This is a genomic window from Plantactinospora siamensis (assembly GCF_042434095.1).
Classification (GTDB): Bacteria; Actinomycetota; Actinomycetes; order Mycobacteriales; family Micromonosporaceae; genus KBS50.
The window spans coordinates 481,106-494,474 of record NZ_JBHLUE010000002.1; the positions used below are offsets into that span (position 1 = coordinate 481,106).

The window sequence follows — 13,369 nt, forward strand, 5'->3', positions numbered from 1 at the left end:
GTCAGGCCTTCGGGATGTCGAACAGGTTGGCGATGTTGGCCGCCAGACCCAGGTCGCCCTTGGCCTTCAGCTTGCCGGTCATGAACATCATCACCGGGTTGGCGGCGCCGGCGACGATCTTCAGGAACTCGACCGGACCCATCGTGAGGGAGAGCTTCGGGTCGCGCTGCGGGGTCTCGGTGACCGTGCAGGCGCCGTTCTCGATGGCCACCTCGTAGGTGTCGGTGCCGCCGTCGGGCCGGCCGGTGATGTTCCAGTGGATGACCGCGTTCGTGGAACCGGCCCGGTCGGCCCGGAACAGCGACGGCATCCGGGTGAAGACCTCGTTGAGGACCTTGCCCCGGGCGTCGCCGGACATGACCTCGGCGATCTTCGCGTCCGGAGTGGACTTGACGAGCTGGGCGAATTCCTTGGGGCCGACCGTGGCGAAGTTGGCCGGGTCGAAGTCGGTCATGATTGCACCTTCCGCGGGCAGACTTGGTTACTCCCGCGTAACCCTACGCACGAGTAGGTATGCTCGCAAGGGTGCCGACCTCGTTCAAGCGACTGCCCCGGGCCGTACGCGAGCAGCAGATGCTCGACGCCGCGGTCAAGGTCTTCTCCCGGCGCGGCTATCACGCCGCGAGCATGGACGAGATCGCCGACGACGCCGGCATCAGCAAGCCCATGGTGTACGCCTACCTGGGCGCCAAGGAGGAGCTGTTCACCGCCTGCCTGCACCGGGAGGGCACCCGGCTGATGGAGGCCATCGCGGCCGCGGTCGAGCCCGACCTGCCGGCCGACGAGCAGCTCTGGCGCGGCCTGCGGGCGTTCTTCCGGTTCGTCGGCGCGCACCGGGACGGGTGGGCGGTGCTCTACCGGCAGGCCCGCGGCGAACCGCCGCTGGCCGGGGCCGTGGTGACCATGCGCGGCCGGATGATCGATGTGGTCACCGGCCTGCTCGAGCGGGCCCTGGCCGCGCGGGGCCGCGAGGTCCGCGCGAGCGAGCTCGAGATCATGGCGTACGCGCTGGTCGGCGCGAGCGAGTCGGTGGCCGACTGGCTGGCCGACCACCCGGAGGCCGACGCCGACCGGGCCGCCACCCGGATGATGAACGTCGCCTGGCTCGGCGCCGGCCAGCTGCTCGATGGCGAACTTTGGCGCCCCGCCGACGCCGGCTGAGCCGGCTCAGGGGCCGCCGGTGGTGCAGGCCGCCCGGTTGAACGTGAACGTGCCGGGTGCCGCGTTGCTGGTCGCCCACCGGCTTGACCTCAACGCGGCTTGAGGTTGCACGCTGGTCGCCACGAAGGTTGGCGAGCGGGGGAGCGGCGCATGCGCGCGGTGTGGTTGACCGGGTACGGCGGGCCGGAGGTGCTGGTGCCGGGCGACGCGCCCGAGCCGGCGCCCGGCCCGGGCCAGGTGCTGGTGGACGTCGCGTACGCCAACATCACCTTTGTCGAGACGCAGTTCCGGGCCACCGGGTTCGGGCCGTTCCGGGGCGAGCTGCCGATGATCCCGGGCAACGGCGTCGGTGGCCTGGTCGCGGCGGTCGGGCCGCAGGTCGACCCGGGCCTGGTGGGCCGCCGGGTGGTCACCGGGACGGGCGGCGCCGGCGGGTACGCCGAGCGGGTGGCCGTACCCGTCGACGGGTTGTTCCCGGTGCCGGCCGGGCTGCCGCTGGACGGCGCCGTCGCCCTGCTGGCCGACGGCCGTACGGCCACGATGCTGATCGCGGCCGCGGAGCTGGCGCCGGGGGACCGGGTCCTGGTGGAGGCCGCCGCCGGCGGCGTCGGGTCGCTGCTGGTGCAGCTTGCCCGGGACGCCGGCGCCCGGGTGGTGGCCGCGGCCGGCGGGTCACGGAAGACCGGGCTGCTCGGCGGGCTCGGCGCGGACGTGGTGGTCGACTACGCCGAACCGGGCTGGTCGGAGCGGATCCGGTCCGAGCTGGGCGGTCTTGACGCGGCCTTCGACGGGGTCGGCGGCGAGATCGGCCGGTCGGCGTTCGAGCTGCTCGAGCCGGGCGGCCGGCTGCTCAGCTTCGGTCTGGCCAGTGGCGGCTGGACGGACGTGCCGGCCGAGCTGGCGGCCGAGCGCGGAGTGCGGCTGCTCCGGCCCGCCGCCCCGCCCGAGCGGCTGCGCGCGTACACCGAGCAGGCGCTGGCGGCCGCGGCGGCCGGCCGGCTGCGACCGGTGATCGGGCAGCGGTTCCCGCTGGAGGCCGCCGCCGCGGCGCACGCCGCCATCGGCGCCCGGCGGACGATCGGCAAGACCCTGCTGGTCACGGGCCTTCCCGGCTAGCCCGTGGGGCGCACCCGACGCCGCGACCGCCGGGCCACCCGAGCCGCGGGTGCCGGCGCCTCCGGGTGGGCGGCCTTGTTAGGATCGCGCGGTGAGTTCACTCCTTACGGAACCGCTCGCCGCCTCCCGCGCCGCCCTGATCGTGGTGGACCTCATGCCGCGCATCGTCGAGCAGGACATGGGGCCGCACGATGGCGCCAGCGTGGTGCGGCGCGCCGTGCGCCTGGCTGCGGCCTTCCGGCGGGCAGGCGGCACGGTGGTCCTCGTCCGGGTCGACCGGCCGGGGGTGACCGAGCAGCCGCCGGGCAGCGGTTTCGTGCCCGAGCTGCGGCCGCAGGACGGCGACATCACCGTGGTGAAGCGAACGATCGGCGCCTTCTATGGCACCGATCTGGCCGACCGGCTGCGGCAACGTGCAATCGACACCGTGGTGATGGCCGGGCTGGCCACCACCATGGGGGTCGAGTCGACCGCTCGGGCCGCGGCCGACCACGGCCACGAGCTGGTGTTCGCGTCCGACGCGATGAGCGGCATGACGGCCGAGGAGCATGAGCACGCCCTGACCGTCATCTTCCCCCGCTTCGGCGCGGTCCAGACGACCGACGAGATCCTGGACCGGCTCGCCTGAGCGGGGCGCCGGTTAACAGGGGACCCTTCCTATACAAAAAGCGATAAGAAGGGGCCCTTCCTTACTCTCGGCGGGCGGTGCCGGAGAGGTGGGGTTTGCCGGAGGTCGCGGCGTGCAGGGCGAACCGCCAGCCGTCGCCGTCCGGCGCGGCGCTGAAGGCCACCGTGGAGGGCAGCGGCAGCGGCAGCTTGAACCCGACGTCCACCGTGTACGCGTCGGGCAGCCGGCTGTGCAGCGCCGCCAGGCAGCGGGCCTTGCTCCACATGCCGTGCGCGATCGGCCGGGGGAAACCGAGCAGCCGGGCGCCGAGCCGGGAGGTGTGGATCGGGTTGTGATCCCCGGAGACCCGGGCGTAATCCGGGCCGACCCGGGGCTCGACCCGCCACCGGGCGGCCGGGGCCGGCGGCGCCGGTCGGTCACCGCGGTCGCGCCGCTCACCCTGGCCGGCCCCGCGGTCCCGGCTCAGGTACGTCGAGACGTCCCGCCAGACCTCCTCGCCGCCCACCGAGGCGGTGGCCACCACGTCGAGCTGGCGGCCCCGATCGTGCGGCCGCAGGTCGGTGGCGCGGACGGCCAGGTCGTACCGTTCCCCCGCGTCCAGCGGCCGGCGCACGGTGATCCGGTTGGCCAGGTGCACGAGGCCGACCATCGGGAACGGGAAGTCGGGCGCGGTCATCAGCCGCAGCGCCAGCGGGAACGCCATGATGTGCGGGTACGTGGCCGGCAGCCGGTCGCCGAGCGGGAAGCCGCAGACCCGGTCGTACCCGGCCAGGTGCTCGCGGTCGACGGGCACGTCCCGGACCACCAGCTCGAGGTCGGGCAGCTCGGCGGCCCGGCGGCCGCCGCCGACGCCCGGCACGAGGGCCAGGGCGGCCCGCCGGTACAGCGGGCCGGCGGCCGGCAGCCGCGGCAACTCCAGGGTGGACATCCTCACGCTCCCAGCAGGCTCTGGCCGCACACCCGGACCACGTTGCCGGTGATCCCGCCGGCGGCCGGGCTCGCCAGCCAGGCGATCGTCTCGGCCACATCCACCGGCAGGCCGCCCTGGGCCATGCTGTTCATCCGCCGGCCCGCCTCGCGCAGCATCAGCGGGATCCGGGCGGTGAGCCGGGTCTCGATGAAGCCGGGCGCGACCGCGTTGACGGTGATCTCCCGGTCGGCCAGCACCGGCGCCATCGACCGCACCAGCCCGACCACCCCAGCCTTGCTGGTGGCGTAGTTCGTCTGGCCGCGGTTGCCGGCCAGCCCGGCGATCGAGGAGACGCCGATCAGCCGGCCGCCGGCCCGGATCAGGTCCCGGTCCAGCAGCACGTCGTTGATCCGCTCCTGGCTGGACAGGTTGACGTCCAGCACGGCGTCCCAGCGGCCCGGATCCATCCGGCCGAGGGTCTTGTCCCGGGTTATCCCGGCGTTGTGCACCAGCACGTCGAGCTGCCCGTGCCGGTCGGCCAGGTATCGGGCCAGCCGGTCCGGCGCGTCGGCCGCGGTCAGGTCGAGCTGCACGGCCTCACCGCCGATGGCGTTCGCCACCGCGGCCAGCTCGTCGCCGGCGGCCGGCACGTCCAGCGCGACGACCCGGGCGCCGTCCCGGGCCAGCACCCGGGCCAGCTCCGCGCCGATGCCGCGGGCCGCGCCGGTCACCAGGGCCACCCGGCCGGCCAGCGGCCGGTCCCAGTCGGCCGGCGCGGTGGCCGGCCCCGGGCCGATCCGGATCACCTGGCCGGACACGTACGCCGAGCGGCCGGAGAGCAGGAAGCGCAGCGTGGACTCGAGGCTGACCGGCGAGCCGTCCCGGTCGACGTACACCAGCTGGCTGGTGCTGCCCCGGCCGAACTCCTTGCCGATGCTGCGGGTCAGACCCTCCAGGGCGCGCTGCGCGGTCGCCTCCCGGGGCGTCGCGCACGCCTCCGGCGGGGTGCCGAGCACGATCACCCGGCCGGACGGGGTGAGGCCGCGGGCGTACGGGTGGAAGAAGTCGTACAGGGCGCGCAGGCCGGTCGAGTCGGTGATCCCGGTGGCGTCGAAGATCAGCGCCCCGTACCGCTCGGCGGACCGGCCGTCGGCGGTTGCGTCGGTGGCCGCGGCCGGCTCGCGCAGCTCGACACCGGCCGCGGTCAGGATCTTGGCCACCTGATCGCGCAGCCGGCCGCCGGGCGCGGCGCCCAGCAGCGCCGGACCGGGCAGCAGCGGGTCGCCGGGCCGGTGGCGGCGCAGCCGGGGCGGGTCGGGCAGGCCGAGCCGCTTGACGAGCGTCCGGCCGGGGCCGGAGTTGGCGAAGCTGGCGTACCGGTCGGTCATAGCCGTAGCCTACTGGCGAGTAGGTTGGGCGCAAGCCCGTCGCGGACTGAGGAGGCCGGATCGTGCAGGAAATCCGTCGTGTCGCGGTGCTCGGAGGCAACCGGATCCCGTTCGCCCGCTCGAACGGCCGGTACGCCCGCGCCTCGAACCAGGACATGCTCACGGCGGCGCTCGACGGGCTGGTGGCCCGGTTCGGCCTGGCCGGCCAGCGGATGGGCGAGGTGGTGGCCGGCGCGGTGCTCAAGCACTCCCGCGACTACAACCTGACCCGCGAGGTCGTGCTCGGCTCGCGGCTCGACCCGCACACCCCCGCGTACGACATCCAGCAGGCCTGCGGCACGGGGCTGGAGGCGGCGATCCTGGTGGCCAACAAGATCGCCCTCGGCCAGCTCGACGTGGGCGTGGCCGGCGGGGTGGACACCACGTCCGACGCGCCGCTCGCGGTCAACGAGGAATTCCGGCAGACCCTGTTGCGGATCAACTCGGCCCGCAGCCTGGGCGCCCGGCTCCGGGCCGCCACCGCGCTCCGCCCGCACCACCCGTTCACGCCGGAGATCCCGCGCAACGCCGAGCCCCGTACCGGGTTGTCCATGGGCGACCACGCGGCCATCACGGCCCGGCGCTGGAACATCGACCGGCGGGCCCAGGACGAGCTGGCGCTCGCCTCCCACCAGCGCCTCGCGGCCGCGTACCAGCGCGGGTTCTTCGACGACCTGGTCACGCCGTACCTCGGATTGCAGCGCGACCAGAACCTGCGCCCGGAAACCACGCTGGAGAAGCTCGGCGCGCTGAAGCCGGCCTTCGGCGCCCGTGGCCCGGAGACCGACGCCGCCACCATGACGGCCGGCAACTCCTCGCCGCTCACCGACGGCGCCTCCACGGTGCTGCTCGCGTCCCAGGAGTGGGCCGCGGCGCACAACCTGCCGGTGCTGGCCTGGTTCTCCGACGCCGAGACCGCGGCCGTGGACTTCGTGCACGGCGACGAGGGGCTGCTGATGGCCCCCGCGTACGCGGTGCCCAGGCTGCTGGCCCGGAACGGGCTGACGCTGCGGGACTTCGACTTCTACGAGATCCACGAGGCGTTCGCGTCGCAGGTGCTGGCCACCCTCGCGGCCTGGGAGTCGCCGGAGTTCTGCAAGGAGCGGCTGGGCCTGGACGCCCCGCTCGGCTCGATCGACCGCGACCGGCTGAACGTCAACGGGTCGTCGCTGGCGGCCGGCCATCCGTTCGCGGCGACCGGTGGCCGGATCGTGGCGACGCTGGCCAAGCTGCTGGCCGAGAAGGGCAGCGGGCGGGGCCTCATCTCCATCTGCGCCGCGGGCGGCCAGGGCGTGGTGGCCATCCTGGAACGCTGATCGCGCCGGGTCCGGCGCCCACCGGCCCGGCTCTCGGCCGGCCCGACGGCCACCGGGCCGGCGCCCACTCCCGGCGCCCACTCCCGGCGCCCACTCCCGGCGCCCACTCCCGGCGCCCACTCCCGGCGCCCACCCCCGGCGCCCACGGGGCGGCCACCGGCCCGACGGCCACCTGCCGGCCCGACGGCCACCTGCCGGCCCGGCGTCCCCGGGTCAGCCCGGCGTCGGCCCGGCCGCCGGCCGGGTGGGCGGCGGGGTGCGGCGTGGACTCGGGCTGACGGTCCGGGTCCGGCTCGGCGTCGGGCGGGCCGACGGGGTCGGGCTCACGCACCGGGACGGCTCGCAGGTCGGCGTCGGCGAGCCGGTCGGGCTCGGCCGCTCGGTCGTCGGCGCGGGCGCGGCGGTGGTCGGCGCGGGCGGCGGGCCGCTGGGGGTGGCCGGGGTGTCGTCCGGGAACGCCGGCGCCTCGAAGCGGTACTTGTCCGGGTCGAGCTTGAGGGCTGCGGTGGCCTGTTCCATGAACTGCCGCCAGATGGGCGCCGGCCCGGTGGCCCCGTACACCTCGTAGCTGCCGCTCCGGGTCTTCAGCGGCTTGCCGTCGTCGGTGCCCAGCCAGACCGCGGCCGCGAGCGCCCCGGTGTAGCCGACCATCCAGGTGTGCACGTTCTGGGTGGTGCTCTGACCGGCCTGCCAGGTACCGGTCTTGCCCGCCGAGTCCCAGCCGTTGCCGAGCTTGGCCGCCTTCACCTGGCGGAGCGTCCAGTCCAGCTGGTTGACCGCCTCCCGGTCCAGCCCGAGGTCGCTCTGGGTGAGCTGCTCGTCGTACACCTTGTCGTCGCCCTTCGTCACGGACCGCACGAAGTGCTCGTCGGACCGCTTGCCGTGGGCCGCGAGGGTGGCCATCCCGTTGGCGTGGTCGGCCACCGTGATGCCGTACTGGCCGATGCCCACCTCGGTGCTGAACTGCTTGGCGGTCTCCTCGCCGGGGTGACCGCGCAGCTCCACCCGCTGCGGGTGGGGGTTGCCCGGCACGTCCTTCCACATCGAGTCGATGCCCGCGCGGGTGGCCAGGTCGACCACCTTGGCGGTGCCCAGCTTCTCGGTCAGCTCGAAGTAGGTGACGTTCAGCGAGGCCACCGTGGCCTCCCACAGCGCGCAGTCCGGCTGGCACGGCGCGTGCTCGGCGTTGCGGATCGGGCCGGCCGGGCTGCCCTTCGTCCGGCCGGACTCCGGGAACTCCTTGGTGTCCGGGGAGTCGAAGTGCTGCTTCACCGAGATGTTCTGCTGCACGGCCGCGGCCAGGTCGTACGCCTTGAACGACGACCCCGGCGGGTGCTGGCCGTAGCCGCGAGCCTCGCCCTTTTCGTCGTAGTACCAGCCGGCGTAGTCCGGGCTGTTTCCGTTGTTGCCGCCGTAGTAGCCCAGCACCCGGCCGGTGCCGGGTTCGACCGCCACGAGCGCGGCCCGCCAGTTCTTCGGCTGGCCGCGTACCTCCGCGGGCGCGCTGTCCCGGTTGATGTCGGCGGACGCCTCGGCGGCGTCCTGGACCCGCTTGTCGATCGTGGTCACGATCTTGAAGCCGCCGTTCGCGATGTAGTCGGCCGGCTTGTTCTTGAACGGGTCGGTCTGCCGCAACTCGCTGAGCACGTGATTGACCACCTGGCCGGTCGGCTTGTCCAGCCCGGACTGCCCGGCGTTCGGGTCGACCGGCTTCACCGAGTCCGGGTACGCCAGGTTCGCGGCCTGGTCGGGGGTGAGGTAGTTCAGCCGCACCATGCCGTCGCGGATGTAGTTCCACCGTTCGATGGAGTTCTGCCGGGCCTTCGGGCCGCGCCGCGGGTCGTAGCCGGGCTGGCCCGCGGGGTCGTCCGGGTTGGCCTCCGGCTGCTTGACCATGGCGCACAGCACCATCGCCTCGGCCACCGTCAGTTGCTTCGCCGCCGGCGCGTCTCGGCGCACGGTCTTGCCGAAGTACGCCTGCGCGGCCGCCTCGATCCCGTACGCGCCCCGGCCGAACGGGACGGTGTTCAGGTAGTAGCCGAGGATCTCCTGCTTGCTGTACTTGTCGTCCAGCTTCCAGGCGATCACCGCCTCGCGGAGCTTGCGCGAATAGGTGACCCCCTTGAGGTCGGCGGCCACCCGCGCGTACTGCTGGGTGATGGTCGACGCGCCCTGCCGCTGCCCGCCGGTGAGGTTGGACCAGGCCGCCCGGAGCACGCCGGTGAAGTCGATGCCGCGGTTGGTCCAGAAGGTGCGGTCCTCGGCCGCCACGATCGCCTGCTTCGGGCCGTCGACCATCTGGTCGTACGGCACGATCGTGCGGTTCTCGGCCCCCAGCGTGGCCATCGCGGTCCTGCCGTCGGAGTAGTAGACGGTGGTGGACTCCGGCAGCTTGAGGTCGGTGGGCGCCGGCACGCTGTCGACGTAGTAGATGCCACCGATCAGACCGATGCCGGCCACGAGCGCCGCCACGGCCAGCGCGGCCAGTAACCGATTGCGCCGGCGTCGCGGGGCGACCGGGCGCCGGCCCGCGCCCGGTTCGCCGGAGGCGGGGCGCGGCCCGCCGCCGGCACCGTACTGGTACCCGTTGCCGGCACCCTGCTGATACCCGTCGGGAGACATCCGCACCCGTTACCCTGCGGCGCCGTCGCCGAATCCCGTGCCGGGCGGGACCGTGGCGGGTCGACCCCCAAATGAGTGTTTGACAGTAGGGCGCCGAGAGCCTTAACCTCCAAACATGTCTTTGGGAGATGAGGCGCCGGGCGGCGCGGCCGAGGAGGACACCGCGCGGCTCCGGGCGCTGGCGCACCCGATCCGGCTGCGCATCCTCTCCCTGCTCACCGGGGCGGCGCTGACGGCCGCCGAGGTGGCCCGGGAGCTCGACCTGACCCACGCGAACGCCAGCTACCACCTGCGGCAACTGCTCGCCGCCGAGGCCATCGTGATCGCCGGCGAGGAGCGCATCCGCGGCGGCGCGGCGAAGCGCTACCGGTACGACCCCGACCGGGACCGGGACCGGCCCCGCAACCACGACGACATCCAACTCACGTACGAGGCGCTCACCACCGAGTTGCGGCGCCGGGCCACCGCCTGGCGTCCCGGCACGGCCGCGCTGGTCGACGCCGAACTCTGGGTCGACCCGGAGGTCTGGGCCGAGGTGACCAGGGCGATCGGCGAGGCGGCCGTCCGGCTGCACCGGGCCGCCAAGCCGCCCCGCACCCCCGGCGCCACCCACGTCAACGCCACCGTTGCGCTCTTCCAGATGGAGGACTGATGTTCGCGCCCCTGCGGCACGCCGCATTCCGCAACCTGGCCCTCGGCCGGCTGATCAACATGCTGGGCAACTCGATCGCACCGATCGCGCTGGCCTTCGCCGTACTGGATCTCACCGGCTCGGTGCGCGACCTCGGCCTGGTGGTCGGCGCCCGGTCGCTGCTGAACGCCGTGTTCGTGCTCTTCGGTGGCGTCCTGGCCGACCGGCTGCCCCGCCGGGTGGTGCTGGTCGGCTCCAGCCTGCTCGGCGCGCTCACCCAGGGCGCGGTGGCGGCCCTCGTGCTCAGCGGAACGGCCACGATTCCCCTGCTGTTGGCGCTGAGCGCGGCCAACGGGGTGGTGAGCGCGCTGGCTCAGCCGGCCGCCGCGGCGCTCACCCCGCAGACCGTGCCGCGGGAGCTGATCCAGCCGGCCAACGCGATCAACCGGCTGGGCATCAACGCCGCCATGATCGGCGGCGCGGCGCTGGGCGGCATCCTGGTCGCGGCCGTGGGGCCGGGCTGGGGCCTCGCGACCGACGCCGTCACGTTCGCGCTGGCCGGCCTGGTCTTCGCCCGGGTACGGGTGCCGGCGTCCGCCGCGGCGGCCGGCGACCGCCGGAGCATCCTGGCCGATCTGCGGGTGGGTTGGTCCGAGTTCGTGGGCCGGACCTGGCTCTGGGTGGTGGTGCTCGGCTTCATGGTGCTGAACGCCGTCCTCGCCGGCGCGGTGAACGTGCTCGGCCCGGCGGTGGCCGACGGCACCATCGGGCGGAGCGCCTGGGGCGTGGTGCTCGCGGCCGAGGCCGCCGGGATGATCGTGGGCGGCCTGATCGCCCTGCGGATCCGGGTACGCCGGCTGCTGCTGCTCGGGGTGTCCTGCATGTTCGCCGAGGCGCTGCTGCTGTTCGGGTTGGCCCTGGCGCCCCGGGTCCTGGTGCTGGTGCCGGCGGCCATGCTGGCCGGGCTGGGCGTGGAGCAGTTCGCGGTGGCCTGGGAGACGTCGATGGCCCAGCACATCCCGGCGGACCGGCTGGCCCGGGTCTACTCGTACGACATCCTGGGCTCGATCATCGCGATCCCGCTCGGTCAGGTCGTGGTCGGACCGGTGGCGGCCGCCGTGGGTAACCGGGACACGTTGCTCGGCGCCGCGGCGCTGGTGGTGCTGTCGGTGCTCGGCATGCTCGCCAGCCGGGACGTCCGGCGGCTGCCGGTCGGCTCGCCGGCCGACGGCGCCGACGGGTCGGCCCCGCCCGGCGGCGGTGTCCCTGGCGCTCCGGGCGGGGCCGACCCGGTGTCCGCCCCCGCGTGACGCCGTGCATTTCCGCGGGCTCGACCGACGGGAGACCGTCGCTGGGCCATCCTGTCCCTAGAATCACCGCTCGTGACGACGATTCCGAATGTGCTGGCCGCCCGCTACGCCTCGCCGGAGCTGGTCGCGCTCTGGTCGCCGGAGGAGAAGATCCGGATGGAGCGCCGGCTGTGGGTCGCGGTGCTGCGCGCCCAGCGCGACCTCGGGGTGCCGGTGCCGGACGGCGTGGTCGAGGCGTACGAGCGGGTGCTGGACCGGGTCGACCTGGCCTCCATCGCGGAGCGCGAGCGGGTCACCCGGCACGACGTCAAGGCGCGGATCGAGGAGTTCAGCGCGCTGGCCGGGCACGAGCACATCCACAAGGGGATGACCTCCCGGGACCTGACCGAGAACGTCGAGCAGCTGCAGATCCGGGCGTCGCTGGAGCTGATCCGGGACCGGGTGGTGGCCGCGCTGGCCCGGCTGGCCTGGCTGGCGCACGAGCACTCCGGCCTGGTGATGGCCGGCCGGTCGCACAACGTCGCGGCCCAGGCCACCACGCTGGGCAAGCGGTTCGCGTCGGCCGCCGAGGAGCTGCTGATCGCGTACGAGCGGCTGGCCGACCTGCTGGCCCGGTACCCGCTGCGGGGCATCAAGGGCCCGGTCGGCACCGCTGCCGATCAGCTGGACCTGTTCGACGGCGACGCCGGCAAGGTCGCCGAGCTGGAGCGGCGGGTGGCCACGCACCTCGGGTTCGCCCGGGTGATCAACAGCGTGGGCCAGGTGTACCCCCGCTCGCTCGACCTCGACGTGCTGTCGGCGCTCGCGCAGACGGCCGCGGCCCCGTCGTCGCTGGCCACCACCATCCGGCTGATGGTCGGCCAGGAGCTGGTCACCGAGGGCTTCAAGCCGGGTCAGGTCGGCTCGAGCGCCATGCCGCACAAGATGAACACCCGGTCCTCGGAGCGGGTGAACGGGTTGGCCGTGGTGATCCGAGGCTACCTCTCGATGGTGGGTGAGCTGGCCGGGGACCAGTGGAACGAGGGCGACGTCTCCTGCTCGGTGGTGCGTCGGGTGGCGCTGCCCGACGCGTTCTTCGCGGCGGACGGACTGTTCCAGACGTTCCTCACGGTGCTCGACGAGTTCGGGGCGTACCCGGCGGTGATCGCCCGGGAACTGGACCGCTACCTGCCCTTCCTGGCCACCACCAGGATCCTGGTCGGCGCGGTTCGTCGGGGCGTCGGCCGTGAGGTGGCGCACGAGGTGATCAAGGAGCACGCGGTGGCCGTGGCGCTGGCCATGCGCGAGAAGGGCACGGTGGAGAACGACCTGTTCGATCGGCTGGCCACGGACGGCCGGCTGGGCCTGTCCCGGGCCGAGATCGACGAGCTGGTGGCGGACCGGACCGCCTTCGTGGGAGCGGCCCGCGCCCAGGTCGACGCCGTCACGAAGCGCATCACCGAGGTGGTGGTCGCGCACCCCGAGGCGGCCGCGTACAGTCCGCCGCCGATCCTCTGACTCAGTTCCCCCGTGTGGGGGTCTCGCCGGCCGTCCGCAGGTTGGGCGCGCTGGGCGCCTCGGCGATCGCGCCCGAGTCGATGGGTTCGGCCGGGTGCGCGGTCTCGGCGGCCACCAGCGGCTGGTCCGGCGCCGGCGCGGTGGGGATCCGGTACGCCACCACGGCCGTGCCGTAGGCGCAGACCTCCATCCACATCTCGCCGACCTCGCGGTGCTCGAACCGCATCCCGAGCACCGCGTTCGCGCCGAGCCGCCGGGCCTCCTCGCCGAGCCGGGCCACGGCGTCGGTACGCCAGCGGGTGAGGTTCTCCGGCGCGGCGGGGTCGTACGCGCCGCCGCGCAGGCTCTTCACTCCCTCGCGGTAGACGTTGCGGGTACGGGCCTGGGAGGAGACGACCTGGCCCAGGACCTCGCGGATCTCGTACCCCGGAAGGTGGTCCATCGTCACGACCAGCACGGATGTGATGCTCGCAGACCGGAACCGGGCGGATTCGTGAAGCATGTTCACGTCATCGCATGCTGCGAAACCGGTCGGGCGGGACGGCCGCGACGCGGTGGTCCGGACGGGGCGGGCCGGGCGGGCCGGGCGGTGACCGGGACGAACCGCCCAGTCGGCGCCGGAGCACTCCCTGTGGACAGGGTAACGCCGTGCTGACGGCCGGTGTCGATCATTGATCGCGACGACTTTTCCACAGGGTTTTCCACAGCCGGCGGGCGGTGCTTCCACGGGTCCTCCTGGCAGGTAGGCTTG

Annotated in this window: 11 protein-coding genes and 1 pseudogene; 7 read left to right on the forward strand and 5 right to left on the reverse strand. The window is 73.9% G+C overall.

Annotated elements, in window-relative coordinates; translation table 11 throughout:
- Window position 1: 1 nt before the first annotated feature.
- Entirely contained in the window at window positions 2-454 is a 453-nt protein-coding gene (locus ACFFHU_RS03790; RefSeq protein ID WP_377335673.1) for an SCP2 sterol-binding domain-containing protein, read from the reverse strand.
- A 59-nt stretch (window positions 455-513) separates the two neighbouring features.
- On the opposite strand from ACFFHU_RS03790, the gene ACFFHU_RS03795 reads away from it, so the two are divergent.
- The 3 genes from ACFFHU_RS03795 (at window position 514) to ACFFHU_RS03805 (ending at window position 2,905) form a co-directional block, all read left to right on the forward strand.
- The gene (locus ACFFHU_RS03795; RefSeq protein ID WP_377335675.1) at window positions 514-1,161 is read left to right on the forward strand and encodes a TetR/AcrR family transcriptional regulator; all 648 of its coding nucleotides are present in this window, start codon (window positions 514-516) and stop codon (window positions 1,159-1,161) included.
- A gap of 150 nt (window positions 1,162-1,311) precedes the next feature.
- The gene (locus ACFFHU_RS03800) at window positions 1,312-2,277 is read left to right on the forward strand and encodes a zinc-binding dehydrogenase (protein WP_377335677.1); all 966 of its coding nucleotides are present in this window, start codon (window positions 1,312-1,314) and stop codon (window positions 2,275-2,277) included.
- A 91-nt stretch (window positions 2,278-2,368) separates the two neighbouring features.
- Window positions 2,369-2,905 carry an isochorismatase family protein gene (locus ACFFHU_RS03805; RefSeq protein WP_377335679.1) on the forward strand — a complete coding sequence of 179 codons (537 nt, stop codon included), beginning with the start codon at window positions 2,369-2,371 and terminating at the stop codon, window positions 2,903-2,905.
- A gap of 61 nt (window positions 2,906-2,966) precedes the next feature.
- Here ACFFHU_RS03805 and ACFFHU_RS03810 read toward each other — a convergent pair whose 3' ends face one another.
- Both ACFFHU_RS03810 and ACFFHU_RS03815 read right to left on the reverse strand, forming a co-directional pair.
- Window positions 2,967-3,833, reverse strand: coding sequence for a MaoC/PaaZ C-terminal domain-containing protein (locus ACFFHU_RS03810; protein WP_377335681.1), 867 nt, complete (start codon window positions 3,831-3,833; stop codon window positions 2,967-2,969).
- A gap of 2 nt (window positions 3,834-3,835) precedes the next feature.
- A complete protein-coding gene (locus tag ACFFHU_RS03815; protein WP_377335683.1) occupies window positions 3,836-5,203 on the reverse strand; it encodes a 3-oxoacyl-ACP reductase in 1,368 nt (455 codons plus the stop codon).
- Between the two features lie 62 nt (window positions 5,204-5,265).
- Here ACFFHU_RS03815 and ACFFHU_RS03820 point away from each other — a divergent pair, with 62 nt between their 5' ends.
- The gene (locus ACFFHU_RS03820) at window positions 5,266-6,558 is read left to right on the forward strand and encodes an acetyl-CoA C-acetyltransferase (RefSeq protein WP_377335685.1); all 1,293 of its coding nucleotides are present in this window, start codon (window positions 5,266-5,268) and stop codon (window positions 6,556-6,558) included.
- A gap of 213 nt (window positions 6,559-6,771) precedes the next feature.
- On the opposite strand, the gene ACFFHU_RS03825 is transcribed toward ACFFHU_RS03820, so the two are convergent.
- A complete protein-coding gene (locus ACFFHU_RS03825; protein ID WP_377335687.1) occupies window positions 6,772-9,180 on the reverse strand; it encodes a transglycosylase domain-containing protein in 2,409 nt (802 codons plus the stop codon).
- A gap of 115 nt (window positions 9,181-9,295) precedes the next feature.
- Between ACFFHU_RS03825 and ACFFHU_RS03830 the strand changes: the two genes are divergently transcribed.
- The 3 genes from ACFFHU_RS03830 (at window position 9,296) to purB (ending at window position 12,618) form a co-directional block, all read left to right on the forward strand.
- Entirely contained in the window at window positions 9,296-9,832 is a 537-nt protein-coding gene (locus ACFFHU_RS03830; protein ID WP_377335689.1) for a helix-turn-helix domain-containing protein, read from the forward strand.
- Window positions 9,832-11,121, forward strand: coding sequence for an MFS transporter (locus ACFFHU_RS03835; RefSeq protein WP_377335691.1), 1,290 nt, complete (start codon window positions 9,832-9,834; stop codon window positions 11,119-11,121). Before ACFFHU_RS03830 ends, ACFFHU_RS03835 begins: the two co-directional genes overlap by 1 nt.
- A 72-nt stretch (window positions 11,122-11,193) precedes the next feature.
- Window positions 11,194-12,618 carry an adenylosuccinate lyase gene (purB, locus tag ACFFHU_RS03840; protein ID WP_377335693.1) on the forward strand — a complete coding sequence of 475 codons (1,425 nt, stop codon included), beginning with the start codon at window positions 11,194-11,196 and terminating at the stop codon, window positions 12,616-12,618.
- 1 nt (window position 12,619) lies between these two features.
- Here purB and ACFFHU_RS03845 read toward each other — a convergent pair.
- Window positions 12,620-13,087: pseudogene (locus ACFFHU_RS03845) on the reverse strand (YbjQ family protein); the annotation flags it as partial.
- Between the last annotated feature and the right edge of the window lie 282 nt (window positions 13,088-13,369).